This window comes from Candidatus Kuenenia stuttgartiensis, assembly GCF_900232105.1.
In the GTDB taxonomy this organism is placed as follows: domain Bacteria; phylum Planctomycetota; class Brocadiia; order Brocadiales; family Brocadiaceae; genus Kuenenia; species Kuenenia stuttgartiensis_A.
On record NZ_LT934425.1, the window covers coordinates 3754912 to 3781363 of the forward strand.

Consider the following 26452-nt stretch of genomic DNA (forward strand, 5'->3'; position numbering starts at 1 on the left):
TTCAAGAGCACCGTAGTTGTACGGCCAATTGAGCTGAAGGCTAAGTGGTGTAAAGTTCGTAAGCAACTTCAATATCAGCCAAACGTGACATGCCTCGCCAAAGTACTTCACTTCCGGGATGGCCATCACCACGGCGACCCAGATGACCGCCAAGTTTACCTAAAAGCCGCACGGCATCATTGAGGCTTGGAGGTAAATCAGGAGGCTCCTTGACCTTGTTCGCAAAAGTTGTCAATGCTTTCCATTCAGAATCGCTGAAGTAGACAGTACAAGGGACATCAGGTGTTTCTTGTCCTAAAGTAGTCAGGTAATGGATACGCCAAGCTATAATCATATCAATGGCCAAAGCGTTGCACAGACGACGGGCACTCTCCAACTGCCGGGACTCGACACGACAACCGCTCTTGATAATACGATGATAACACTCAATACCCCATCGGCGAGCATACCATTCCAAACGTTCGTAAGCATCTTTTTCATGCTTAACCGCAACTGTAGTTAACAGCATCCATTCTAACCCATCAATTCCGATAGGCGGATTGACTTCCTGCGCCAGCACCGCCCACACCCTGACCGCAGGCATATTCTTTTTTAGCATAGGTGGGCGTAGCGTAACAGGCACCGTTCGTACCATAAGTATTGCCTGACGTGCGGAGCGTTTCTCACTCGGAGGTATCAATATTTCGCGGGTACCTATAACCGGTTGCTGTTCCAGTTTAGTCCACAAAAACTCGCATGATTCTTTATCATCAACAACCGTTCTATTGCGCGAACGTTCTGCACGGATCAGCAACTGAGCGCCATCAGGCGTATTATACTGCTCAGCGAATACCTCGTGAATATCGGCCTCACGATCTGCCACAACCACCAGCAAAGATTTGTTTCGACAGCGTTTCTGTACTTGCGATACTGCATGGTAACTCTCCACCCATTTCCAGCTTTCCTTCTCTTCGATAGGCTTCTTGTGTCGTTCATGTTTGCTGCCTATTCCGTCCCGCGCCCAGCATTGCACATTCAGAAGTCCCAAGGGTGTGCCACTTTCAGTAAACGCCATCGTATCATGCACCATCAGTCCACGAACTTTTTTACTCTTAGTACCTATCGGTCCTAACCCCTGCGTATTCGGATGTGTGCTATAATTCAGAGTCGTAGTATCTTGCGCTACCAAAACCAAACTATTCTCCTTCACACGCTCTTCCGTGGCCTCATAATGAGCTTGCAATATCGCCTTCCAATCTACATTCTCATTGTCAAGGAATCGGTATGCAGCCTTAGTCGCACTGACTGAACCGCACGCCTGCGGAATGTTTGCCAAAGGTTTGTCATAAAACATACCTGTCATTTCTAAAAGTCTTGATGTCAATCGTGCATCGCCCAATTTTGTTCCTCCAAGTTCCGCCTCTATCCAATCCCGAGGCTCTTTTTGTGCCACTCTTTGGCGAACATGTACTTTGCCATCGGCACAACAACACAACACCGCCTGCCATTTCTTTTGCAACGGCATAACATAAACGTCTTTGACCGTTGCCCCTGTTCCTTTTCGCCCTCGACCTTCCGTGCCTCCTACATACTTCCAGTTAGCTGCCCGATAACAGCTTCCGGAAAACCGTCCTCGTTCCACATAGGTTTCTAAAAGTACAGGACGATATTTATACACTCTTTCCCCATCATCAACCAAACGTGTTTGGCATTTTGCCAATACATGCGATGCCAAACATTTTACTCTTACCGTAGGCGCTATTAAATACCGACTGTTATTGATAACAAACGTATGATTCCGCTTACGTGCTTCCTCCGTCCATCCTATCCACTCGTCGCGACTTTCCACCCGTCTGGCACAGGCACTATAACTTAGCCCTCCTATCCATCCGTAATGTTCACTGCGTACAAGATACCGAAGTTGCGCCCCGCATAGGGGCCCACTTCCAAGATAATGATGCGCTTCTAACATGCTACGCCAAAGTTTCGAATGGAATCTCGTTGTAACCCTTAGCTGGTAGGTTGGAGGCCATTAGCCTCCAACCCCCACTCGTCGCCAGATACTTTGGACAACGTGACAAAGCATCCTTTTTAAACCATACGTCTTTCTCGTAGTTAGCGACCCCGACGTGTTGCTCTATAACAGAGAAAAGTCAAACATCATGCTTTAGCACACGCCTTAAGAAATTCTCTTTCGAATGAGAGTAACCCCATTTTAAAGAATCGGTGAACAGGGAAACGCTTGTTGTCTGTTCTCCATTTTCTTGAGAACTTGAAACATCTCAGTCTCATGCGTACCCAACAGTCTAATGAGCGATATACCTTTTGTACATTGCCCAGCCGAAAATAGTTGACATGCCCACGAATTACAGGGTTTAATGTATCAACAATGGCTTGCAGATTGACGCCCTGTGTACGTCTGGTGATGTCTCTGATGTTGTTCCTTCGGCAGGCTCAGGACAGGCTCTTGAGTTTGTTCAGTGATTTCGTGCTTATACCCTTATACTTGCCCTTGAAATCGTATCCGAGAAACCTGAAACCTCTTTCGAAGTTGGTGAGCTTGGTTTTATCCTCGCTCAGCTTCATTCCAAGTTTCCCTGCAATGATTTCTTTGACATAGCTGAGGGCGGCTGGGAGTTCATCTTTTGTTTCAGTCATGACAACGAAATCATCGGCGTATCGGACAAACTTATATCCAGCCTTTTCAAGTTCCTTGTCGATGATGTCACCGATAAGGTTTGCAAGCAAAGGGGAAATGACGCCTCCTTGCGGAGTGCCTTTGTTTGTCTCGTGCACGATGCCGTCCTCCATGACCCCTGCTTTGAGCATGTTCTCAATACTGTTCAAAACCCATCCATCAGCGATTTTCTCACGTAAGGAGTCCATAATAAGCTTATGGGGTATGGTGTCATAGAATGCCATTATATCGGCATCAAGGACGCTGGTATACCCTTCCTGCTTATACTGTTCAAGCCGTTTGATAGCATCGTGACAGCATCTGTCAGGGCGAAATCCAAAGCTGTTATCTGAGAATCCTTTCTCAAATATTGGCTCTATGATTTGCCTGAATGCCTGCTGTACAATCCTGTCCTTAACAATGGGAATGCCAAGAGGTCTCTTGTCATGCCTGCCTTTGGGGATGTATACCCGCAGGACAGGCGCAGGGTTGTATATGGCAGTCTTGAGTTCCTGATGGATACTCATGATATTCACATCAAGATTGGACTCAAATTGCTTAATACTTACCCTGTCAAGACCAGCTTTGCCTTTATTCTTCTTTACGTGTTTGAAAGCAGCATAAAGGTTTTTCAGACTAAACACCTTGTCTCTTAATGAATGATACTTAAGCATCTCTCGATATATTCCTTTCGATTGATTACGGATAATAGACTTGTCAATCGTGTTTCCTGGGTACGGATTCTCCCAAACATAGGCAAAAACAAGAGAGGCTCTTGTTACTGCTTACCTACGCAAAAGAGTTTCTTTTCTCATTGAACGTATTCAATCTACCACTTTCATCAATTCCACTACGGTTATGCCCCTTTCATTTCCGATTCACACCGGAAACTATTATGAGCAATGCTGACGACTTCAAAGATAGACTTGTGAGAGAAGCTTGTCTATCACCATCTCATACAGCTCGGACTTCGGAATTTCCTTATACCTTGCTGTTAGGGAATTTTGCCCAAGGCGTAAGTCCTCCCCCGGTCATATGGATTACCCCTTTTCCCTTCGTGATGTATGTTCAAACGCATTAACCAGAGATGGTTTTACTTAATCTGTTTATCCATCTCCAACAAAGGACATTGTCAGTGCTTCGCTGAGAAATGGCAGTTGGCACGGAATAACACGCCACACTCATACACCCCAAAAGGTCGTCTGTACCTCGTAACTCCGTCATACCCCTCACGGGTATATGCTATCTTTCTACGCATACGGATTGCTCCATTGTGTGCGCATAGGCACAAACTTCTCTACGAGGATTAGGCTCGCAGAGGTGGTATTTTCAACCACTCAGGTATTCCATACTTCAAGGCACTCAGAATCTCTACGTCCCCCCAACTCCGCTAGCTCGCATGACACTTCCGCAATCGGAGGCGCCTCCGCAGGTTTATTGACTTTTTGAAATGCATAATGCTTGTTCACCTTTGGAAGATTGATCTCTTTACGACGATCCAATTCCAACAACGCCTTGCGACAACTCATCTCTTGCAAACGGCCCGCTTGATTCCTCCAGTCCATCCATTCACATACCAGACGCGACAGTTTACGACGCGATAGGCACGGTTCCTTTTGGATAGTTTCTGATAAACGCTTTATTACATCATCTGAAAATATTCGACCTCCTACTCTAAGCATGTACACAGTGTAACATACGGTTAACACGGTGTCCAGCAAAAAATATGGGTCATCCCCAGCTCTTGAAAAGGGTGAAGATGTTTTGAAAATATGCACCGATTTTATTGAAGGAAGGCAAGCTCTTGATTTTTCTTAATTGAAGGTGCTTATACCCACTTCACCGGATGGGAGCGGCTTAATCTTTGAATTTATGGGTAAACCCTTTGCCGAATGCGTAAAGGAACTGTCAAGAGTTGCTTAATATACCATTGCTATTGGCACATGTGCTACTGCCGGCGGAATATCTGCTGCCTACAATAATCCAACAGGCGCTACAGGGGGTTCAATTTTTCCAGGATAAAACAAGGGGGGGATTTTAGGTGTAGATTATCGTTCTAAAGCCGGGTTTCCTGTTGTAAATATTCCAGGATGTCCAACCCACCCCGACTGGGTTTTAAAAACCCTTTATCTGCTTTCACAGAAAAAATTGACTCTCGATGGTCTTGATTATGTCAACCGCCCCGCGCACTTCTTCAATAATCTTGCCCACCATGCCTGCCCCAGGAATGAATTCTATGAGTTTATCCCAACTTCGACAAATTTATCCTGAAAAAGGCAAGAAATTGAGCGTATAATAGTCGTAACCTATTGGTATGGTTGAATGTTGCTTTCGGCGTTTAATGTAGTGCCTGAATATTATTGTTTATGCTTGCGGCGCCATTGCTTACATGGTAAAATACCGGTGTGTTTATCCGTGAAAAGATCAAAAAAGTGAATGGCGGGAAGAGCTACATACAACACCAACTCATCGAATCCATTCGCACCCCTTCAGGGCCAAGACAGCAAATAGTCTTAAACCTTGGGCAGCTTAGTCTGCCCGAGGAGAAGTGGAAGACCCTTGCCAATTGCATTGAAGGATTTTTAGCAAATCAAAAAACGTTGTTTCCTCAAGATCCTGAAATAGAGGCGAAAGCAAGGCATTATGCCAGCCAGATAAGACAGGAGCGGTTGGACAGGGCGCAAGAACGTATTACCGGCGGTGAATCAGCAGGGGAAGAACCTGCTCAATACGAGCACGTGAATATTAATTCCCTGATAACAAATGATGCAAAGACCGTAGGCGCCGAACACGTGGCCATAAGCCAAATGAATGAATACGGGTTTGATAAGATATTGCAAGGGCTTGATTTTACAGATGACCAGATTGCCTATTCCAAGATGCTCATTGTGGGGAGAATGGTTCATCCCGGCAGCGAGCGTGATACCGTGCGATGGCTTTCTGAAACAAGCGGGGCGGGAGAGCTGTTGGACTCAGGGGTTAAACTGTATGATAAAGCGCTGCATCGCGCGGCAGTCTTGCTTTGGGAGAATCATGCCGCCATAGAGCAAGAGTTGTCAAAGCGGGCGCGAGAGATATTTTCCCTTAAAGAGACGGTGATTTTATATGATTTAACAAATACCTATTTTGAGGGTAGCAAAAGAGGGAGTAAGGTGGCCCGGCGCTACAAATCAAAAGAGAGCCGTAATGATTGTCCGTTAATTACGCTATCCCTTACCGTTGATGAAGAGGGATTTCCCAAGCAGAGCAAGGTTTTTGAGGGCAATGTGTCGGAGCCTGGTACCCTAAAAGATATTTTGGATGGATTAAAAAAAGAAGACGGTATGTTTTCAAATGATAGAACGATAGTTATGGACGCAGGGGTTGCAACGGAAGAGAACATTGCGCTTATCAGGAAGAGTGGCTATAAATATGTGGTCGTCTTGCGCAAGAAATCTTTTGAAGATACTTTTTGGCCTGAAACGGACGAAGAGAAGATTATGTTATCAGACGGGAAAACAACGTTGGGCATGAAATTAGTCCGTACTGAAGAAGAGGCATTCCTTTTATGCCACAGCGAGGCAAAAGAGGCAAAAGAGGCAAAAGAGAAGTCCATCCTTTCCCTGAAAGAACAAAGGTTTGAAGAGGCGCTCTCGGCAATAAAAGAAGGATTAGAGAAGCCAAAAAGACAGAAAAAATATGATACGATCATAGAGAGGATAGGCCGGTTAAAAGAACGCTACAAGGTGGGCAATTTATATACGATCAAAGTGGAACAGACGGATGGCAAAGCGACCGATATCAAATTTAAGAAAAATGCTCAGGCGCAAGCAAAGGAAGAAGCCATAGGCACGTATGTATTACGGACAAACCGACTTGATCTTAGCGGGGAAGAGATATCAAAGCTCCATAGGTCGTTGAGTACTGTTGAGGAAAGTTTTAAAACAATGAAAGGCAACCTTGGTTTACGGCCAAACTTTCACCACACAGATACCCCAACCATTGCCCACGTGCATGTCACTGTATTGGCCTATCACATACTTGCCGGGATATTAAAAAAGCTAAGAACCGCAGGGGTTCATTATAATTGGAATACGATTCGTAATATCCTTGCCACCCATATAAGGGTAACAACGACCATGAACACAAAGGACGGCTGCGTTATTGACGTCAGAACCTGCACAGCGCCCACGGAAAAGCAGCACACGATTTACAATAAACTACAAATTAAACATACACCATTAGGCAGAAAAAATATAAAATCACCCATGAAAACTCAAAGATGTAGTGCCGAAAAATGAAGGACTAAAGTCGTATCACATTGGCAATAAAAGAGATACGATTTCTGCTTGTCGAAGTTGGGTTAAGCCTTTCCCGCTCATCTCTGCCTTGATTTTCGGTTGTCTTTTGCTGTATTTTTTTGCTATATTCTTCATCGAAATGGTGAATCTCCTTTCAGGTGTTTTTTGTTATCAATATACCGCCGAATACCTTGGAAATCCTACCATTTCAATCCTATTCCTGCAACAAGGCTTTGCCTTGTTTGCAGGATTTAGGTAACAATCAAAGGCCAAAAAGCTAGTTGCCAGAAGATCCCGCGTCCGCGGCAACAATCACATGAATTATTAGAGGCATTACAGATAAAGTTGCCAGAAGTATTGCCAAGCCGGAACATACGGGTAGTCACTAGAAAAAAGCTTGCTGTTCGGCGTAAAAGCCAATAAATATAAGGCTTTTACGGCACTTTTGTTTTTTGACTTGGGGTGAACATCCGTTATAGACGGGAGTAAATTCAGGGCGAATGCCTCTATAAATAATACGTGGGATGAAAAGAAGTGCGGGAAATATTTAGAGATAGCGGAGAAAAATATAGAAAGGATAATGGAAGAAGCCGAACGGATAGACAAGGAAGAAGACAGTAAGGGGTCATTAGTGAAGCTAAAAGAAGAGCTTCAGAGCAATGAGAAATTGCAGGCGAAGGTAAAAGAGATATCGAAGAAACTCAAGGAGAGCGGTAAAGAGAAGATCAATACTACGGATAGTGATAGTGTCAATGGCAAGACAAGGCAGGGGAGTCATGCAATAATGAATTGCCAGGTAAGTACGGACAAGAAACACGGATTAATAGTAAACAGCGAAGCCGTTAGTCAGAACAACGATCTGAATCAACTCTCAGGGCAGGTGAAACAATGTACAGAAACCTTGGGGAAGCCGCTGGCAGAGGTAGTGAGCGATGCGGGATATTTCAGTCTTAAAGATATAGAGAAAGTACCGGAAGATGTAAAGGTAATAATGCCGGGCAGAAGGCAGGCGCAAAAAGAGAACAAGAAAACGGAGTTAGAGCCGTTTGGTAAGGAAGAGTTTAGCTACGATAAGGAAAAGGATGTATATATTTGTCCTGAAGGAAAGATACTTGAGAAGAAAGGATTCGCATTTGGTTCTGAGGAGAAAGTAAGTTACAAGGCCGTAGGTAAAGAGTGTCGTGAATGCCGGCATTTTGGAAAATGCACTACCTGCAAAGATGGTAGGCGGGTAGTGCGAATGGTAAAACTAGAAGAACTTAAAGAGCGACTCGAAGAAATATACCACGAGGAAGAAAGCCAGAAGCTCTATAAATTGCGTAAAGAAAAGGTAGAATTACAATTTGGTCATATGAAACGGAATTTAGGAGCCGGTCAATTTTTATTGCGGGGCAGGGAGGGGGTTAATGCAGAGCTATCAATTCTATCAACCTGTTTTAACATGGCGAGAATGATAACCATAATTGGTGTGCCAATGTTGATTGCAAAGTTCAATAGCATGTAAAACCAGAGGGATTAGACACCGGAATGCACTAATAAAGATATACTACGGGAATTTTTAGACCTGCTACAAAATAAAGTGTCGAAAAAAATTATTCTATACTTTTTAAGCCGAATATACACCATCGCTGCAACTTTTATTTGACTCAGTCTGTCCGGCTTGGGAACGGGATTGTTTGAGAAGCTCCAGCTTCGAATGAAAAAGAGAATGGGCACATGTCAGCTTATACTTTTCAGTATATTATCAAGATATTTGGCGTCCTATTTTGAGCCGAATAATGCTTGCTGAGTGGAAGCGAGAGCTTCCAATACCATTGCGTTCCCAAGCCGGAGCTTTGGAACGAGCATTTTTGTTTTTTCAAAAAACTAAAGTGTTACAAAAAAGCCGATACCACCCGATTGAATTCTTCCGGACGTTCTCTCGTCAACCAGTGCCCGCATTTATTAATAACATGCAGCCGTGCGTTTTTAATTAATGAGGCCGCCTGTTGTGCATAGTACAAAGGAACAAGGGAATCACATTCTCCGTGAAGCAATAATGTCCTTGTCTGCAATTCATGAAAACGTTGTGCGTAACACGTTAGCATGCTATTCCATAATACCTCATTCCTTAGCCATGAAAAGAATGCCTTTTCAGTGCATGGACGTTGTGCGACCGTATGTATTTCATGCACCAGTTCTTTGGAAATCAACCGGCGGTCATAGAATGTTTTTTGTAAACAACTTCTTACAACAAAATGGCTTCTCCTCATGCATTCACAGATAATTTTACTAAAAAACGGCATATGTAATAATAAATACGATAACGTATGATAAGGAGCTTTGTGTTGTAATCCATAACTGCCAGCCAAAACAATATTACTTACGCGTTCAGGGGAAATAAGGGTATATCCCAGCACGGCAGCACCTCCCATTGAAAGGCCAATGAGGCTTGCCTTTTGTAGTTGCCATGCATCCATCAAGCGGCTAAGGAAATCTATTAACAGGTCATTTGTATAATTGCCTGTAAAGGCGGAACTCTGCCCGTATGATGGCCAGTCAGGCGCAAATACTTTATATTTTTGCGATAAATGTGGAATAATATATTTCCACGAAAGCATGGCGGAATTTGTACCCCCTCCATGAAGAAGTACAACATTCCGGTCCCCGTCGCCGGATACGAAGTAATGTATTGTTGCGGAGCCAACCTTTATCCAGTTCTCTCTCATAGACATATAAAATATACAGCGCAGCAAAGCTGCAACCAAAATGTAGAGATGCACAGCCGTGCGTCTCTACTTTAGCCACGAAGAATACAAAGGGCACGAAGAAAAACTTACAACAAAAGAGGTTTTTACAGGGCAATACTATAGTATCTGAAAAATTGCACAAATATAACTAAATTCTGCAGTAGGATACAAATTTACGCAGAAAAGGGACCCACAGATTACACGGATTAAAAAATTCGTAGTGATACGGGGCGCCGTGTCTATACATTGTGTTGCGTGCGGAGAGAAAGAAATTCCCTTGAATGCATTGTAAATAAAGGTAAAATGAGATGGAAAAATATTTTATTGAAGAAAAACACACGAATTCCCTTAATCAACCATTCCTAATGCACAGAATAAGAAAGCCGTTATTGCCCCTTTACCTTCACATCCCCTTTTGTTCTAAAAAGTGTGATTATTGCGATTTTAACTCTATTGTATCAGAAGCAGATATAATCGACCGTTATATAAATGCCCTTGAAAAGGAGTTAAATGCCTTTGCGGAGAGATATGCCTGCGATACCGTGTACGTTGGCGGAGGAACACCCACAATATTAAATGAAAACCAGATAAAGACCCTACTTCATAGTATCAGGAGATGTCCTGAAAATGCCGATGCGCCGGAATACACGGTGGAGGCAAATCCTGGCACTCTGACGAGAGGCAAAGTAAGGTTGTTGAAGGAATACGGCGTCAATCGCATAAGCGTGGGGGTGCAATCATTTCAGGATAGGTATTTAAACTTTCTTGGCAGAATTCACACAAGTGCAGTTGCAGTTCAAAGCATAGAGTTGATTATCTCCGAGGGGTTTAAAAATGTCAATATTGACTTAATCTTTGGATATCCGGGGCAGACATTGGATGAATGGATACGGGATTTACGAATGGCTGTGGAATTGCAACCGGAGCATATATCAACGTATGCCCTTACCTATGAGGGAGAGACTCCGTTAGCAAAAAAGGCAGTAAATGGCGCTATTAGTAAATTAGATGAAGAGATTGAATTAAAAATGTATAAAACGGCTATACGTTTTTTGCATGAAAATAACTATTGTCATTATGAAATATCAAATTTTGCCAGGCTTGGTTACGAATGTGTCCACAACATAAATTACTGGAATAATAAGCGGTATATAGGCATTGGCGCCGGCGCATGTTCCTTTCTTGATGGTGAAAGAACTATGAACGAAAGGAATGTGCTGCAATACATAAAGGCAATAGAGGACAACACAGAGGTAAAGGTGTTTCGTGAATCTTTGCCGCAGCGCAAATATGCATCTGAAACTATTGTGATGGCCTTGCGTATGCTTCGTGGTATTTCCGGAACTGAATTTTATGACCGTTTTGGTTATAAAATCGAGGATCAATTTGGAACACAGATGAAAGATTTGCAATGCCTTGGATTGGTGAATTACGATGATAAAAGGCTGAAACTGACGGAAAAAGGCTTATTTGTGGCTGACAGTGTTATGTCGGAATTTTTATAACGGTTGTTTTTTAGGAGTAACGAAATTGATTAGTGCTACTGAAATGAAAAAGGGTGGAGTGATAAAACTCGATAATGATCTGTATGTGGTGGTAGAATCTCAGCACGTAACCCCGGGCAATTGGCGTGGTATGGTACAGGCAAAATTGAGGAACTTAAAACAGGGGAATATTGTTCAGAAGCGCTTCCGGTCAACTGATAAGGTTGAAGATATATTTCTCGAATACCGCACTATGGAGTATTTGTATAAGGAAGGTGATAGCTACTGCTTCATGGATACGGAAAATTATGAACAAATAATGTTGCCGAAAGAAGCGGTGGAAGATGCTATTCCTTACATGAAACTGAATACACAGGCAAGAATAGCTTTTTATGAAAATAAGGCACTGTCGGTAGAGCTTCCTACTTCCGTTGTTTTGGAAATAGTTGAGACAGATCCAGGAATGAAAGGAGATACCGTCGTGAATGTTTATAAACCTGCTACCCTGGAAACAGGACTCATCATAAAAGTGCCGCTCTTTATAAATACCGGCGAAAAGGTAAAAGTAGATACAAGGACCGGTGAATTCCTGGGCAGGGAATAGTCACCGTCATTATTTAAATGTTTAGTACCTTAGCAGTAATTATTTTGCACACTTCCATGCGTCAGTGCGTGCTTTTTGGCAAGATATTTAATGGTGAAATTGGTCTATTATAAGCTTATGACGATTTTCGTATTTAATGCTTATTTGGTTCTGGCTATGCCAACTAAGGCAGCCTGATTTAAATATACGAAGTTCTGAAAGAGAATGAGGAGAAAATGGGCATAGAAGATTCTATAAGAACGTATGGCGCAAAGATTGATGATATGCTCAGGGAACTGATTCCCGTAGACGAAAAAAACTATCTCAGCGAGCCGATATGGTATCACATGAACACAAAAGGTAAACGGGTACGCCCGGCAATATGTCTTATCACGTGTGAAGCATTGGGCGGCAACCCTGAGAATGCATTAAGCTTTGCCCTTGCGATAGAAGTGTTGCATAACATGTTTCTTATGCATGATGATATTGAGGATGGCGATACCGTAAGGCGGGACCAACCCACCGTATGGGTAAAATATGGAACGGCAAATGCAATAAACGCCGGCGATTATCTTCTTGCATGCGCCTATAAAAGCACGCTTGCAAGTCCCGTTGCTCCGGAAAAACGCTTAAAATTATTAGAGGCATTGACGTTGACCTATGGGAAAACGGTGGAAGGCCAGGCCCTTGATATTAACGCACGCGCCGCAGAAAGTTTTACTGTGGCTGCATATATGAAAATGGTGGAACTTAAGACGGGTTATTATCTTGCTTGCGGAATGGTGGGCGGCGCTATTGTTGCCGGCGCCTCAAACGAAGTGGTCGAAAAGATATGGATGCTTGGCAAAAACATGGGGCCTGCATTCCAGATACGGGACGATCTTATTGACCTGACGCATGGAAAGGGACGTGGGGGGGTTATCGGTTCTGATATAAAAGAGGGGAAAGCCAGTTTCCTCTATTCATATGTTTTGCAAATTGCTTCCGGGGAACAAAAGAAAAAACTGCGCGAAATTATGTTAAAACCACGGGAAGAAACAACTGCTGATGATATAGAATGGGTGCTTGATGTGTATAGAAGATATGATGCGATGAAATATGCCCAGGATTATGCGGAAAATCTGGTGCAACAAGCATACAAAACAATTAATGAGATACCCGTTGACGATAAAACAATATTCAAAGAAATAGCATCTTTTATGGCACAGCGCATGTCGTAATACCCACCTGGGAAAAGAGTTTTCCTCGAAGAAGGGCAAAGAGGGGCGGCAGTAACTTGAGTAATTTAATCAACCGGCTTGCTATTGGTGCATATGTGTATCCCGGCTGGCATGCGTGCCCTGAACGTGACCGTAATTTCCCTCATGGCTGGTGCGAGTGGGATCTTGTACTGAATGCGCCTTCCCGTTTTGCAGAACACAATCAACCTCGTATCCCGTTGTATGGGCCATACGATGATTCACTCCCTTCCACCTCACAAAAACAGGTCTGTCTTGCCCGTGAATACGGGATCGATTTTTTTGTTCACGGGTTTTTCTGGTCAAGAGGAAAACGGGTATTGGGCGCGGCGCTTGATAACGGTTTTCTCGGCAAAGGCGGGGGCGGCGATTTCCCGTTCTCACTTATGTGGGCGAATCGAATGCCACGTGGTGTTTTGCCTGTCAGGCATGATCATGGACCGGAAATAGATCCAGGCAGATTGGTATATACCGACCCCGATGATTTTATGGAATTGATTCAATATCTTGAAGAAAGATATTTTTCAAGGACGAACTATTTTCTCATTGATAACATGCCGTTGTTTTCCATTTTCGACAGTGCCTTTTTTTTAAGGCAACTGGGAGTTGACCTTGCCTGCAAAGCGATAAAACGGGCGAAAGAGTATCTTGTGAGAAAAGGGTACCGGGGACTACATATCATGGCGATCAATCCGCCGGTGACAATGATCATGGAATTTAAAAGAGCAGGCTTTGACAGTTTAAGCCATTACGTGTGGCTGCCTGAGTGGAAAGGTGGGTATCTGCAGGATTATGGCGAACTGACTGGTATCCGAAGCGGTGAATGGAACTATTTTGCCGAAGGATCAAACCTTGCCTATTATCCTTCCGTGTCTCCCGGCTGGGATGCTTCGCCACGCGGAGAATTACATGGAAACCAAAAACCCTTCCGCTATCCATGGTGGCCAATTGTGGTGAATGAACATCCGGAACTGTTTTCAGGATTTCTCAGGAAAGCAATACATTATACAATGAGAAACAACACGACTCCGCTTTGTTTTATAGCGTCATGGAATGAGTGGAGTGAAGGGCATTATCTGGAACCTGACGCCCGTTTTGGCACGGCATGGCTTGAAGCGGTGAGAAAGGAGAAACACAATGCCATCTGAGTGGGCCTTCGTGTCTGTTGACATGGAAATTGCGAATATCTGTCGCGCTGAATGCCTTCTCTGTCCGCGCGACTCAATAACACGGCAAACAGGCATAATGAGTGAAGAAACATTTAAAGCGATAAGTGAAAAACTCGTCAGGGAAGGAAGCCTCATAACGTTTTCCGGTATGGGAGACCCATTATCGCATCCGATGGTATTTGAATGGATACGGGAACTACGCGGTAGTGGGGGCGATGTTGGCATTGTTGTTAATCCGGCATCATTAGGGGACACTATTTCTCCTGCGCTTGTTCAGGCAAGGCCAAATGTTATCACACTCTCTTTCCCCAGCTTGAGAAAAGATATTTTTGAAAGATTGTGCCCGGGAACGCCTTATGATCAGGCGATAGCGCGGGCTATGGAGTTGATAAATCTATCTGCCGGAAATGTCGGACTCCGAATCACAGGGATACTCACAGAAATGAATCAGGATGAGCATGAAGCGTATGAGCGCTTCTGGAGGGACATGGGTATTCCTTCATACATGGTTGCCTGCCATGGCCGTGGCGGTAATGTAAGGGCGCCAGGCGTATATGAACGGCGTGACTATGGGGCCAAAACGGGGAATTGCGGGCTTTTCAGGTATCATACGTTTATTACGTGGGAAGGAAATGTACTTGCATGCTGCCATGATCTTACCGGCACTGCTTTGCTGGGGAATCTCGTTGACAGCGAGATATGCGAAATCGCTGTCCGGAAAAGCAAAATGCTGAACGATGGAATATCCTTTACTGTGTGTATGCAGTGCGATGAACCATTAAGAAATTCAAATCCGCCTATTGAGGATACGCCTCCACAAAATAGAAAAGAGCGAAGGACGTTTTTCCGGAAAATGAAATTAAAAAACAGGCAACAATTTCAAAACTCCTAAGCTGGCATAGCCGGAACCAAAAAAGCACGAAATACTAAAATCGTCATAAGCTTATAATAGACCAATTTCACCATTAAATATTTTGCCAAAAAGCACGCACTGACGAATGGAAGTGTGCAAAGAAATTACTGCTCTGAGATACATTCGTTCATTGCTTTTTCATATGCTTTGTATGCATCATTGTTAAAAAGCACAAATCGCACCAGGCGAATGCCTGAATGATTTTTTAAATACCCGATTACCGTTTTCAATGCGATTTTCGAGGCTTTATCAATGGGATATCCGTATGCGCCGGTACTTATTGAAGGGAATGAAATGCTTCTGACAGCATGATCAGAGGCGGCTTTCAGACTATTTCGATATGCGTTTTCAAGCAGCACCTGTTCATTTTTTTCCCCTCCCCGGTAAACGGGACCTACTGTATGAATAACATATCGCGCTTTTAAATGTCCACCTGCAGTCACCCTTGCCTCTCCGGTTGGACACCCTCCGATTTTTTTGCATTCTTCCAGTATTTTGGGTCCGCCCACCCTATGTATTGCGCCATCGACCCCGCCACCGCCTAAAAGCGTAGTATTTGCCGCATTTACAATTGCATCAGTATCCTGCAGTGTAATATCGCCTATGGTAAGTTCAAGAGTAGAATCATTAATAACAATTTTTGACATAATATGATGCCTTAAAAAAAGTACAAAAAAAATGTAACACTTTAGTTTTTTTGAAAAAACAAAAATACTCGTGCAATGGTAATGGAAGCTCTCGCTTCCATTTAGCAAGAATTATTCAGCTCAAAATAGGACGCCAAATATCTTGATAACATAGTGAAAAGTACAAGCTGACATAGGCCCATTCTCTTTTCCATTCGAAGCTGGAGCTTCTCAAACAATCCCGTTCCCAAGCCGGAGCTTGGAAACGAGCGGTTTTTTTCATAGAACTAAAGTGTTACAAAAAAATAAAATCACCACGGAGTAAGCAGTTGACAGAGATACTGATAACACCGTATAGTGTGGAAATTATTGCACAGTTTACACTATCTTGAAAGAAATAACAAATCGGGGATTTTAGCATGGATGTAAGAGAAGCTATTCAAAAACGCCGCAGTATAAGAAAGTTCAAACCGGATCCGGTCCCGGATGAATTGATACTACAATTATTGGAAAGCGCCAGGCTTGCGCCTTCCGGTTCAAATACGCAACCGTGGAGGTTTATCATTGTTAGAGATAGTGAGGCAATTAAAAAATTGCAGACTGCTGCATACAACCAGCGTCATGTTGGCCAGGCGCCGCTTATTATAGCGTGTTGCGCTGATAAAAAGGCTTTTGGAGAATTTCCCCAGAGGATAGATGAGCTGATTGAAGCAGGCGCTTTACCTGCAAAATCGCGGGAAGTATTTGTTCCGTCGTTAAAAAAAGGGGGGTTGGATCAAGATATAAAGTGGCACCTGTTAATAGCCGCAACGGGAAATACCGATATCGCAATTGAGCACATGGTTCTGCAGGCGGTTGAGTTGGGGTTGGGTACTTGCTGGGTGAGATGGTTTGAAGATAACAAGGTGAAAGAGATTTTAGAAATACCACAAACCATTGAAATTATTGCATTACTTCCCATCGGTTATCCTGATGAGACCCCCCCTCAACGGCCAAGATTCAGTCTGGATAAAATTACTTATTATGAAAAGTATGGCTTGGGGAAAGGGCGCCAGTAAATAACCTCGACAACGACATATGAACAACTCACGACTAAAATGAAGTGGAAGTATCCCTGTAGTAACTAAAGAGACAGCGAAAAGCTAAAGTGTTACGATTTTTCAGAAAACCAGATTATTACACTATTGTTTATCATTATCCCATTAACCCTTTTTTAGCAGGTGATTTTGTATGAAGATCAATATGATTATTTTGTCTTTTATAACAATGTTTATTACACAAACAGCATCATACGCAGGCAACCAGGCGACAAACAGCGCTCTCAATGATCAGGTTTCGGTAGAGGTTGTCGTCTATAATAACAACACGGGTTTCATAAGAGACACGAGAAATATCTCCCTTCCTGTGGGTGAAGGTGAGTTATATGTGAGTGATATTGCGTCACAGATCATTCCTCAAACAGTCTCTGTTGCTTCTTTGACTGAACCTGACAAATTTTCTTTACTGGAACAAACGTTTGAATATGATCTTATAAATACAAATAAACTGCTTGATAAATATGTGGGGAAAACAATTAAACTTCAGATATGGAATAAATACCATGACAGAAAGGATACAATCGCTGCTACGCTGCTGAATAATACCGATGGCCAGATTTTCGAAATAGACAATGAACTATACTTAGAGCATCCGGGGATAAAAATCCTGCCGGAGTTGCCTGACAAACTGTTTACTGTACCTACACTCACTTGGCTTTATAAAAACACATCGGAAAAACCCCACACACTGGAGATTTCTTATCTGACGAATAATATGAATTGGCATGCGGATTACCTTATGACCATCAACGAAGAGGAGACAGCCGCGCAATTATCCGGATGGGCAACAATAAACAATCAGAGTGGTGTACTGTATAAGAATGCCAGGTTTTCACTTGTGGCGGGAGATGTTAATCGTTTACCGGATGTTCAAAGAAAACGCGCCTTTGCAATGGCAGAGATGCAGATGGCGGTATCCCAGCAATTCGAAGAAAAGGGGTTTTTCGAATATCACACCTATAGTTTACAACGAAGTACTACCATCGGAAATAATCAAACAAAGCAAATTCGTTTATTTGATGCATCGAATGTAACGATTCGGAAGGAATTCCTTGTACACGGAAATATGTATTCATATACAAGACCTTTCAGGGATGAAAAACAAAAACAAGACGTAAATGTCCTTTTAAACTTTAAAAATACGAAGGAAAGTAATCTAGGTATGCCTATCCCCGGCGGCGTTATTAGATTCTTTAAACAAGACAAAGACGGCGCCATTCAGTTTATCGGCGAAGACCAAATAAATCATACACCGGTACATGAAGAAATAAAGGCAAACATTGGAAAAGCATTTGACGTAACCGTTGAACGAATACAGATAGATTATAAACAGATCACCACAAAAATCCACGAAACAGAGTGGGAAATTTCGATAAGAAATCATAAAGAAGAAGATATAGTAGTTGGTATTGTTGAGACGTTGCCAGGAAACTGGAGTATTATAAGCAATAGTCATCCGTATAAGAAAACAGACGCATTTACCATACGCTTTGATATTGAAGCGCCCAAAGGCAAAGAAGTGAAGGTTTCATACCGCATAAAGGTGGGATTGTAATGTAACGTGAAAAGAATTACGGTTGCAGCGGCATGATGACCGGCTCAAAAATAAGACTACAAAAAATAGCTCAAGCACTGGTACTGCAATATAATATGGCTATAAAACCATTTTCATCGTTTCTGGGTGTTGCAAATGCAACATGATGACTGATGACTTATTTTGTCATTATAAGTGGAAGCGGATTATAAATCCGATGCTCTATCCATCATACCAAAATCACATGCTTGTCATTACAAGGGCATCCGCTTGTCGTTGCAAGGGTATACGCTTTGTCATTGCAAGGGTCTCTCAGCTTGTAATTGCGAGGGTCTCTCAGCTTGTAATTGCGAGGGTCTCCGCTTGTAATTGCGAGGGTCTCCGCTTGTAATTGCGAGGGTCTCCGCTTTGTAATTGCGAGGGTCTCTCCGCTTGTAATTGCGAGGGTCTTTTCCGAAGCAACCTCATAAACCGTCATAGAGCTCCTTCCATCCTGCATTCATTACATTAATTAATTCTATTTTTTTAGCCCTTGAGCCACCCTTAATTTGCTTCTCCCGCGATATGACGTTTCTTACGTCACGAAATATCTCGTAGTATACTGTGATTGCTTCGGAAAAGACCCTCGCAATGACAAGCTGATGCCCTTGCAATGACAAGCTGATACCTTTTGGATGGCCCTATACATTTGAACCAGTACAGAAACAGAAATGCCAGATGTTTCCGACTCGGAAGTAAGGCTACAAAAAATAGCTTAAATATATATACTACAACACGATATGGTTATAAAACCATTTTCATCGTTTCTGGGTGTCGCAAGTGCGACATGACGAGTGTTGTTGATGTTAATGTATAGACGCAAGCAATGCGTCTCTGCAAAAATATTGAAAATTCCTAAACTGGCATAGCACGAAATACGAAACAAATTCTAACATTCTCTCCCCTTGTCCCCTTCAAAGGGGGAGAATGTTCCCCCGCTGACGCTGGTAGAGGGGAGGAGGATTGAAATTTAGCATTTAGGACTTCACCATTAAATATTTTGCCAAAAAGCACGCACTGACGAATGGAAGTGTGCAAAGAAATTACTGCCAAGGTACTAAACGTTAAAATAGCTACAAAAAAATAGCCTGATATGCAGTACTTATCCATCGCATATCAGGCTATTGAACTAACTTCAAACACTTCGCAGCATCCCCCCTTTCTTTTCAAAGAAGGTTTCGGAGATATCTATACTAATAACAGTAACATCTCAAAGACTACAACGCACTTTATTGTACTTGTTAATTTTTGCTGCACGGGTCTTCTTTTGATGTTACTGGCTACTTCAAAGATCATTTAAATGGAACAGGGAGCGGTCGTTTAAAAACTTATAACAAACAGCTTTTAAATCACACTTTCTTAGGCACATGTTTTCCTTCTCGACTATGCCTTGAGGAACGTTGAACCTCAATAACTCTCTCCCCGTTCCGATAGTATTATATCACATAAATTCATTTTTACGAGGAAACCCCGAAATAAATATTTTATATGAATGTCGAGCAGCTCTTGCCCGAGTTTTCAGCTTTTGAGGTGCATGTTTAATCGCGGGCTGTGATGGTTCAAGTATTCTATATTTCCAATGAATAAATTTGTAACATTTTATTTTGGAAAAAATCTGCCTATAGGGGATATGATTTGTAGTGGCAAGGAGTGCTTTGTCACTACATTAAATGTTTAGAAATTTTCAATATTTTTATTTAAGCAATAAACAACCCAACCCCTTACCCTTCTCCATATAGAGGAATTTGATAAGTCCCCTCTTGGGAGGGGATTGAGGGGTGGGTAAAAAAGAATGCCGTTGGTTTTTTGCCTTTTAACAGCCCTACCTAATTTTGCAGAAACGCAAGCACACGTTATCCATTTAATCCAAAAGCAGGCATGTATTTTATATACACCCAAAATAGGGTATTTACAAAGGTAAATTTTAAATATATCCTTAAAAATAAGTTTTTTTGTAACACTTTAGTTTTTTGAAAAAGTAGGGGCGAAGTATTTGCCCGTTTGAGTATGAACCTATTTGTAACAATTTATAGCAAATGCTTCGCCTCTACACTATACGGCTAACATCGCTATTGTTTTAATTTTTCAAAAAATTAAAGTGTCACGTTTTTTAAAAAAGGCATTTTTGTTTTCCTTTTTTTAGTTAAGAAATGAACGAACCCACTCCAACCTTTCCCAAGAGGGGAAATTTGATAAGTCCCCTCTTGGGAGGGGATTGATGGGTGGGTAAAAAAGAACGCCGTTGAGTTTTTTACCTTTTAAAAACCCAACCTTATTTTAACCTTGACCTCGCGATTTTAGCGTGAACGCCAGGTTTGCTGCACAATCACACAAAAGAAGGAGGTACAACATGACAAGAATTTTAGTTCTTTATTATAGCATGTATGGCCATGTCGAAACTATGGCGAAAGCGGTGGCTGAAGGCGTGCGCTCCGTCGAAGACACAGAGGTAATCATAAAACGCGTGCCCGATCTTGTGCCGGAAGATGTGGCACGAAAGGCTGGCGCCAAGCTCGATCAGGCGGCGCCGATTGCGGAAGTGGAAGAGTTGCCGAACTACGATGCAATCATATTCGGCACGCCGACACGCTTCGGCAATATGTGCGCACAGATGCGCAATTTCCTGGATCGGACCGGTCAGTTGTGGCTAAGCGGCAGTTTGATTGGTAAGGTGGGCAGCGTGTTCATATCCACTGCCACACAACACGGCGGACAGGAGACCACAATTACCTCATTCCACACCACATTGTTACACCACGGTATGATCATCGTGGGAGTGCCCTATTCATGTCAGGAAATAATGAACATGAGCGAAATCACCGGCGGGTCACCCTATGGAGCGAGTACTCTTGCTGATATAGATGGTAGTCGTCAGCCGTCGGAGAATGAAAAAAAAATCGCCCGTTTCCAGGGAGCTCACGTGGCGGAAATTACCAGAAAGCAAACGGCCTGACAACTTGCCTGGGTAATAAATAAAAAGCATTGGTGGTGTATTTGGAAATATCGGTTTCCCCATAGATCAAAACATGGTATCCATGCGTAAATATTGGTAACACTTTAGTTTTTTGAAAAAGTAGGAGCGAAGCATTTGCCCGTTTGAGTATGAAATTATTTATAACAATTTATAGCAAATGCTTCGCCTCCACACTATTGCGGCAAACATCGCTATTGTTGGAATTTTTCAAAAAACTATAGTATTACAAAATATTGCGAAAACGTGAGTAGAAAACACGAATAGGGTATTTTAAAACGCGCATACTGAAATGAAGGATCTAAAAAATGAAACAGGTAAAAGTTGTTCTACAGGTAGTACTTTAGTATTTTATATCTCTGAAACATTGCTGGCAGCAGACTATAGCGGTGAATACTATTCTTGGGATACTATAAAGAAAAATACGTGCCAGGAATATTATGGCGGGGAAGTTGTTTCCGGTGACACCATCAATAAATTTGAACAATCAGGCAGTTCGATTACCCACTACATTGCGGATTGGTCGCAGTGGAAGAAGAATTGAAAGTCATTCGACGGCATCTATACTGTCATCTTGGAAGGTACCGTACAGGGTAACATTATAAAAACAAGCTACCGTATTAGTGGGGGTGGGTCTACTGTGAAACTAACGTGCAAATTTAAAATGAACGGAACCTCCTCCGGAAGCGGCTCGGTTAAAATGAAAGTTAGTGGAAACTTAAGCTGTAAATTGCGGGCAAAAATGGAGCTTGAACCTGCGTCAAATAAATATTCCAAAAGCCGTTATGAACTTATTTCAATAGATAACGATTTTTCAAAAGATATTCTTCCAGATGGGTCTCTGCCCGATATCATACTGGAATTAGAAACACTCATGATGAATACCACAGAGGATTCGAATATTAATATGAGATGATATACTGCAAAGACCCACAATAAATGAACCAGAGATTCTCAGCTTAAGTGAAATTATTGGCGCCACACCTTTCGCCATTCATTCGCCATCCATCTTTTGGAATCAGGTTATGACATTAGTACTATTCAAGAATTGCTGGGACACAAGGATGTTAAAACTACTATGATTTACACGCATGTGCTGAATTACTGTTCAAAAGGAGTGCGAAGTCCAATTGATGAACCAAAAGCGGGGTCTTTATACTGATCAGTCTAATTATTGTTGGGCGCCAGAAAATAAACAGCAGGAATAGTCCTGCCTCTACGGGTGCATTCCCGATTTTTTGCAAAAAAACAATAAGTAGGGGTTAACAGTAACGTAGAGACAGGTTTCAAACCTGTCTTTTACCGCTTGAAAATGACAGAAACAACCCTGACAGGGTTCCAAACCCTGTCAGGGTTAATCAAGCAAGATGTTTGCGATACAATACCTGTTCGCCAACAGGTAGGTGCGAATATTTGCAAAAAATCAGGAATACACCTGCCTCCACTTATGAAAACGGGAAGGAGCACATTATGAAAGCATATGTACTGAATGAAGCAGGGGCCGTTGAAAATCTGGTTCTGAGAGAAGTCGAGAAGCCTGAGATCAAGGCAGACGAAGTGTTGGTTGAAACGAAAGCAATCAGCATTAACCCGGTAGATGTAAAAGTGAGACGGATGGATGAAACCATAACTACGATTATGGGTACGGAAGATCGTCCGGTCATCCTTGGCTGGGATATTGCCGGAATCGTTGTTGCGGTCGGCGAAGAGGTCAGCGGATTTGAGGTTGGCGACAAGGTGTTCGGCATGGTTAATTTTCCAGGCCAGGGCAAAGCCTATGCCGAGTACGTTGCATCACCGGCCTACCACATCGCTGTTATGCCGGAAAAGGTAACATTCGAAGAAGCTGCGGCAACCACACTGGCCGCACTGACCGCACTGCAGGTGTTACGGCCTCGTGTCAAAAAGGGTGACCGCATTCTAATCCACGCCGGTTCTGGTGGTGTTGGACATTTCGCAATTCAGATGGCCAAGGGACTCGACGCATATGTGATTGCCACCTCCTCTGCCAGGAACCGCGATTTCATCATGTCACTCGGCGCAGATGAGCACATTGACTACCGTGAGCAGAAGTTCGAAGAGGTCCTGTCGAATATAGACTTCGTCCTTGACGGCATTGGTGGTGAGGTCCTTGAGAACTCTCTTAAAGTCGTCAAAGGCGGTGGCAAAATCGTCTCCTTGCCCACCCATCAATTCCCGGAAGATATTCAGTTAGAGGCGGACCAACGCAAGATCAAACTGGAGTTCATCCTTGTCCAGTCGAGCGGTGAAGACATGAATACCCTGAAAGCTATGCTCGAAAACGACGAACTGAAACCTCACGTTTCAAAAATCTTCCCGTTTGAGAATATGGCGGATGCCCATGTACAAATTGAATCCGGTCGAACTTTGGGCAAAGTGATTGTTAAGCTATAAGAAGACTTCGTACAATACCGCGCCGAACAATCTATGTCCCCCGCTGGCGGGGGTGCAGGGGCATAAGCGCTAACTTGTTTTAGGTATGCTCGAAGTATTTTGATATCTGTGTTTTTCGGATTCTTGTATTTTCTGCTAAAGAACAAGCAATGTCATTCCAGCACTTAAGAACTTCCTGTAATGATAACGCTGGTTCTATAGCCCGTTTTACTTGATTAAGCATAAAAGCAAATTCACGCCATTTGCTTTTAGTCTTCTTGCTTGACAATGAAGTATCCCCAGGGGGAAAAAGACGTAGCAAAATCTATTAGTTTTTCTGTCAAAAGAGCAACGAATAGTTTGCCATAAAGCCAAGCTTTTGAGCTATCATCATCGTATTTAGGTAAGTGTCCAAATTGTGCTATTTGTTTAAATCTTTTAAAGACCAGTTCAATTTGCCATCGAACTCGATACCATTCTAAGATATCAAAAGCGGTAAATTGATTTTCAGGAAACGTTGTGAATACTATTACGTACTTGGCATAAATAAGGGTCTCCGGTTTTAGTTCAATGCCCTTTTTGCTTGCATGTCTTTTAAGTTTTTTATGAGCTATTTTAATGGCTTCTTCTGTTTTGCGTATTATACAAAGACGACCTTTGACATATTCAGTATTATCAACGTTTGGAATAAAAACGTTCCATGATTTTATAGCAAGGGGTCTTTTTAAATATTGGATTTCTTTCAATAAAGGAAAGGGTTTCTTTTCTTCGCCGAATATCCGTAGAGATTGCGAATTAACTCTAACGCTAAGATAAGCGCCTTTCCTTGTTGCATGATGAATTCCTTGGCCAGTACAGTAACCTCTGTCAGCTATAATATAATCATCTTTTTTCATCGGAAACTGCCGAAAAGATTCTCCTGTGCCTTCTCCTTCAGTTCCCGTAAGTTTAAAGAAATCGCAAGATAATGAAGGAACCTCAATACTATAATGAATGCGCCAAAGACTTCCTGTTTTCCCAGGTTCCTTTACTGTTGTTGCATCAAATAAGCGAAGATGAAAATTATTCCGTTTATTAATTTGGAGGCCACGCTCACGGAATAAAGATAAACATAATTTATATAGCCATTCTTTGCTCTTTTTTAATCGCTTTAATAAGGCAACATCGGATAAATCTGCTAAGTTAGCACGCTTGGCTAGAACTACTGTTTCACGCAATGAATAGCCACATCCTAAATGAATTAATAATGTTCGAAGAAGCTTTTCTTCAGATTTATCCTTGCGCAAGCCTTTTAAAGCATTTGTATCAACGGCTAAACTTTTCCAATCGTTTGGGAAGAAAGTTCTTAGAAGATCCCAATCTTCTCTCATCATGGCTTTATCCTCCTATAGAGTGATTAGCGGGATAATTAACATAAAAATACCATGATGAATAAAATTTGTCAATAAAACAAGTTAGCGCTTGTGGGGTGCAGGGGGTGGACTGGATTTCTCCATCGATTCAACTACCCCTTTATTATGAAAACAAATTTGACCCTCTTTCCCACGCTCCGCAGACTGGTCAAATGTACAATTTTATCCTGTTTTGTAACATGCATTTCCACGCAGAGCGTAGGACTATGAAAAGAAAAACTTATGACTATTCATGTTATAAACCTCTCAGATTTCCTCCGCAGACAATTCCACCCCCTTAATCCCCCGCCAGCGGGGGACAGGCTTGCCACATCCCTTGCGGCTTTCATGCCCTTGTGGGGTCGATCCAGGCAAATGTGCATTCCAGGTTTTTTGTGACTTCTGCCATGTTTTAATGAAACGTACAGTAGTATTAACCCCTGGCAGCGTTGTTTTGCTCCAATCACACATACGGTCACAAAAAATCGGGAATGCGCCTTATTGCCGGGTGCATTCCTGATTTTTTGTAAATATTCGCACATGCCTGTTGGTTGACAGATATTGTATAGCAAACATCTTGTTTAATTAACCCTGTCAGGGTTGTTTCTGTCATTTTCAAGCGGTAAAAGACAAGTTTGAAACCTGTCTCTACGTTACTGTTAACCCCTACTGATTGTTTTTTTGCAAAAAATCGGGAATGCTCCCCGCAGAAATACACCCGATGAATCAAATATCTGAATGCGATGATTGTCGGTATCGGCAACTATTATGTTGCCGGCGCTGTCCGTCGCAACACCACTAGGAAGTCTAAATTCTCCATCAACAAGGCTAAGGAAGCCGAATTTAAACAGAAACTGGTATTCCATATCCCCTCCGCCGTTACTGGATAGTAACTCATTGGTTTTTGTCTTTGCGGTTATGGAATCAGCCTCAGACGTGTTGCTTTTTCCATAAGGGGTTATTCCTCTACCGCGCCGGTAGTTTGCCGGTCTTTTCCCTTTGCCTTTTATGCCATTCCTCTCCAACACAGGGTGTTGCGAAGCTGCTTTCAATGCGGTGTGATCCCCTCTTCTTTTCTCCATCAATTGATGAAACAATTCCACCATGGCCGGCGGCTCCTCCTGATTGCGGTTATATTCACTGTGATTTTCAGAAAGGCCGTCAGGGATAGCAGCCGATACATATTTGCCTGACGTCTCATGCCCGTAGAAAAAACTATCAGATAAAAATACTATCACCAAAAGAACTAACATGGGTATTCCGATAAGCCGTTTGTTTTCCCTCATTATTACAGCCTCCTTTTTATTAAATCAGCGTGCATCTTTCATTACGTTTTTATTAAAAAAAC

General features: G+C 42.6%; 24 protein-coding genes and 2 pseudogenes. 14 read left to right on the forward strand and 12 right to left on the reverse strand.

Translation table 11 applies throughout. The features are described from left to right. Positions 1 to 40: 40 nt before the first annotated feature. From KSMBR1_RS17465 to KSMBR1_RS21260, 5 genes and pseudogenes are all read right to left on the reverse strand, one after another. The gene (locus KSMBR1_RS17465; protein ID WP_261341111.1) at positions 41 to 1504 is read right to left on the reverse strand and encodes an IS4 family transposase; all 1464 of its coding nucleotides are present in this window, start codon (positions 1502 to 1504) and stop codon (positions 41 to 43) included. Positions 1505 to 1552: 48 nt separating this feature from the next. Beyond that, positions 1553 to 1975: pseudogene (locus tag KSMBR1_RS22770) on the reverse strand (Druantia anti-phage system protein DruA); the annotation flags it as partial. Between the two features lie 164 nt (positions 1976 to 2139). Continuing rightward, positions 2140 to 2415: a group II intron maturase-specific domain-containing protein gene (locus KSMBR1_RS23660; protein WP_099323535.1), complete on the reverse strand. Its 276-nt coding sequence runs from the start codon at positions 2413 to 2415 to the stop codon at positions 2140 to 2142. An 18-nt stretch (positions 2416 to 2433) separates the two neighbouring features. Then, entirely contained in the window at positions 2434 to 3330 is an 897-nt protein-coding gene (gene ltrA, locus KSMBR1_RS17475; protein ID WP_099326477.1) for a group II intron reverse transcriptase/maturase, read from the reverse strand. 663 nt (positions 3331 to 3993) lie between these two features. Continuing rightward, positions 3994 to 4338, reverse strand: coding sequence for a hypothetical protein (locus KSMBR1_RS21260; RefSeq protein ID WP_157820703.1), 345 nt, complete (start codon positions 4336 to 4338; stop codon positions 3994 to 3996). A gap of 723 nt (positions 4339 to 5061) precedes the next feature. Between KSMBR1_RS21260 and KSMBR1_RS17490 the strand changes: the two genes are divergently transcribed. After that, positions 5062 to 6936 carry an IS1634 family transposase gene (locus tag KSMBR1_RS17490; protein WP_099326479.1) on the forward strand — a complete coding sequence of 625 codons (1875 nt, stop codon included), beginning with the start codon at positions 5062 to 5064 and terminating at the stop codon, positions 6934 to 6936. 580 nt (positions 6937 to 7516) lie between these two features. Then, complete coding sequence (locus KSMBR1_RS17495; protein ID WP_099326480.1) at positions 7517 to 8440, forward strand: transposase; 924 nt, start codon at positions 7517 to 7519, stop codon at positions 8438 to 8440. A gap of 370 nt (positions 8441 to 8810) precedes the next feature. On the opposite strand, the gene KSMBR1_RS17500 is transcribed toward KSMBR1_RS17495, so the two are convergent. Then, positions 8811 to 9650, reverse strand: coding sequence for an alpha/beta fold hydrolase (locus KSMBR1_RS17500; protein ID WP_157820704.1), 840 nt, complete (start codon positions 9648 to 9650; stop codon positions 8811 to 8813). Positions 9651 to 9973: 323 nt separating this feature from the next. On the opposite strand from KSMBR1_RS17500, the gene hemW reads away from it, so the two are divergent. The 5 genes from hemW to KSMBR1_RS17525 all read left to right on the forward strand — a co-directional run bounded on the left by hemW (position 9974) and on the right by KSMBR1_RS17525 (position 15031). After that, positions 9974 to 11170 (forward strand): radical SAM family heme chaperone HemW, encoded by a 1197-nt coding sequence (gene hemW / locus KSMBR1_RS17505; RefSeq protein ID WP_099326482.1) that lies wholly within the window; start codon positions 9974 to 9976, stop codon positions 11168 to 11170. A 25-nt stretch (positions 11171 to 11195) separates the two neighbouring features. Next, positions 11196 to 11753, forward strand: a complete 558-nt coding sequence (gene efp / locus KSMBR1_RS17510) for an elongation factor P (RefSeq protein WP_099326483.1) — start codon at positions 11196 to 11198, stop codon at positions 11751 to 11753. A 215-nt stretch (positions 11754 to 11968) separates the two neighbouring features. Next, entirely contained in the window at positions 11969 to 12952 is a 984-nt protein-coding gene (locus KSMBR1_RS17515) for a polyprenyl synthetase family protein (protein ID WP_099326484.1), read from the forward strand. Between the two features lie 56 nt (positions 12953 to 13008). Continuing rightward, positions 13009 to 14118, forward strand: a complete 1110-nt coding sequence (locus tag KSMBR1_RS17520) for a glycosyltransferase WbsX family protein (RefSeq protein WP_157820705.1) — start codon at positions 13009 to 13011, stop codon at positions 14116 to 14118. Further along, the gene (locus KSMBR1_RS17525) at positions 14108 to 15031 is read left to right on the forward strand and encodes a radical SAM/SPASM domain-containing protein (protein ID WP_099326486.1); all 924 of its coding nucleotides are present in this window, start codon (positions 14108 to 14110) and stop codon (positions 15029 to 15031) included. The genes KSMBR1_RS17520 and KSMBR1_RS17525 overlap by 11 nt, the downstream gene beginning before the upstream one ends. A gap of 125 nt (positions 15032 to 15156) precedes the next feature. Here KSMBR1_RS17525 and KSMBR1_RS17530 read toward each other — a convergent pair whose 3' ends face one another. Further along, positions 15157 to 15699: an O-acetyl-ADP-ribose deacetylase gene (locus KSMBR1_RS17530; protein WP_099326487.1), complete on the reverse strand. Its 543-nt coding sequence runs from the start codon at positions 15697 to 15699 to the stop codon at positions 15157 to 15159. 398 nt (positions 15700 to 16097) lie between these two features. On the opposite strand from KSMBR1_RS17530, the gene KSMBR1_RS17535 reads away from it, so the two are divergent. Both KSMBR1_RS17535 and KSMBR1_RS17540 read left to right on the forward strand, forming a co-directional pair. Further along, positions 16098 to 16736: a nitroreductase family protein gene (locus KSMBR1_RS17535; protein WP_099326488.1), complete on the forward strand. Its 639-nt coding sequence runs from the start codon at positions 16098 to 16100 to the stop codon at positions 16734 to 16736. Between the two features lie 172 nt (positions 16737 to 16908). After that, entirely contained in the window at positions 16909 to 18330 is a 1422-nt protein-coding gene (locus tag KSMBR1_RS17540) for a DUF4139 domain-containing protein (RefSeq protein ID WP_099326489.1), read from the forward strand. Positions 18331 to 18538: 208 nt separating this feature from the next. Here KSMBR1_RS17540 and KSMBR1_RS17545 read toward each other — a convergent pair whose 3' ends face one another. After that, positions 18539 to 18787, reverse strand: a complete 249-nt coding sequence (locus KSMBR1_RS17545) for a hypothetical protein (RefSeq protein ID WP_099326490.1) — start codon at positions 18785 to 18787, stop codon at positions 18539 to 18541. Beyond that, positions 18774 to 18968, reverse strand: a complete 195-nt coding sequence (locus tag KSMBR1_RS17550; protein ID WP_099326491.1) for a GIY-YIG nuclease family protein — start codon at positions 18966 to 18968, stop codon at positions 18774 to 18776. The genes KSMBR1_RS17545 and KSMBR1_RS17550 overlap by 14 nt, the downstream gene beginning before the upstream one ends. Positions 18969 to 20698: 1730 nt before the next feature. Here KSMBR1_RS17550 and wrbA point away from each other — a divergent pair. From wrbA to KSMBR1_RS17575, 5 genes and pseudogenes are all read left to right on the forward strand, one after another. Further along, a complete protein-coding gene (wrbA, locus tag KSMBR1_RS17555) occupies positions 20699 to 21301 on the forward strand; it encodes an NAD(P)H:quinone oxidoreductase (protein ID WP_099326492.1) in 603 nt (200 codons plus the stop codon). 310 nt (positions 21302 to 21611) lie between these two features. Continuing rightward, positions 21612 to 21863: a hypothetical protein gene (locus tag KSMBR1_RS17560; protein ID WP_099326493.1), complete on the forward strand. Its 252-nt coding sequence runs from the start codon at positions 21612 to 21614 to the stop codon at positions 21861 to 21863. 120 nt (positions 21864 to 21983) lie between these two features. Continuing rightward, the gene (locus KSMBR1_RS17565) at positions 21984 to 22235 is read left to right on the forward strand and encodes a hypothetical protein (RefSeq protein WP_157820706.1); all 252 of its coding nucleotides are present in this window, start codon (positions 21984 to 21986) and stop codon (positions 22233 to 22235) included. A gap of 63 nt (positions 22236 to 22298) precedes the next feature. Next, positions 22299 to 22481, forward strand: a pseudogene (locus tag KSMBR1_RS17570) (tyrosine-type recombinase/integrase); the annotation flags it as partial. Positions 22482 to 22789: 308 nt separating this feature from the next. Further along, entirely contained in the window at positions 22790 to 23734 is a 945-nt protein-coding gene (locus KSMBR1_RS17575) for an NADP-dependent oxidoreductase (RefSeq protein WP_099326496.1), read from the forward strand. A 248-nt stretch (positions 23735 to 23982) separates the two neighbouring features. Here KSMBR1_RS17575 and KSMBR1_RS17580 read toward each other — a convergent pair whose 3' ends face one another. From KSMBR1_RS17580 to KSMBR1_RS17590, 3 genes are all read right to left on the reverse strand, one after another. Next, positions 23983 to 25086 (reverse strand): IS4-like element ISCku3 family transposase, encoded by a 1104-nt coding sequence (locus KSMBR1_RS17580; protein ID WP_076611654.1) that lies wholly within the window; start codon positions 25084 to 25086, stop codon positions 23983 to 23985. A gap of 269 nt (positions 25087 to 25355) precedes the next feature. Continuing rightward, positions 25356 to 25646: a hypothetical protein gene (locus KSMBR1_RS17585; protein WP_099326497.1), complete on the reverse strand. Its 291-nt coding sequence runs from the start codon at positions 25644 to 25646 to the stop codon at positions 25356 to 25358. 117 nt (positions 25647 to 25763) lie between these two features. After that, on the reverse strand, positions 25764 to 26390 hold the full coding sequence (locus tag KSMBR1_RS17590; RefSeq protein ID WP_197705244.1) for a hypothetical protein: 627 nt from the start codon (positions 26388 to 26390) through the stop codon (positions 25764 to 25766). Positions 26391 to 26452 lie beyond the last annotated feature (62 nt).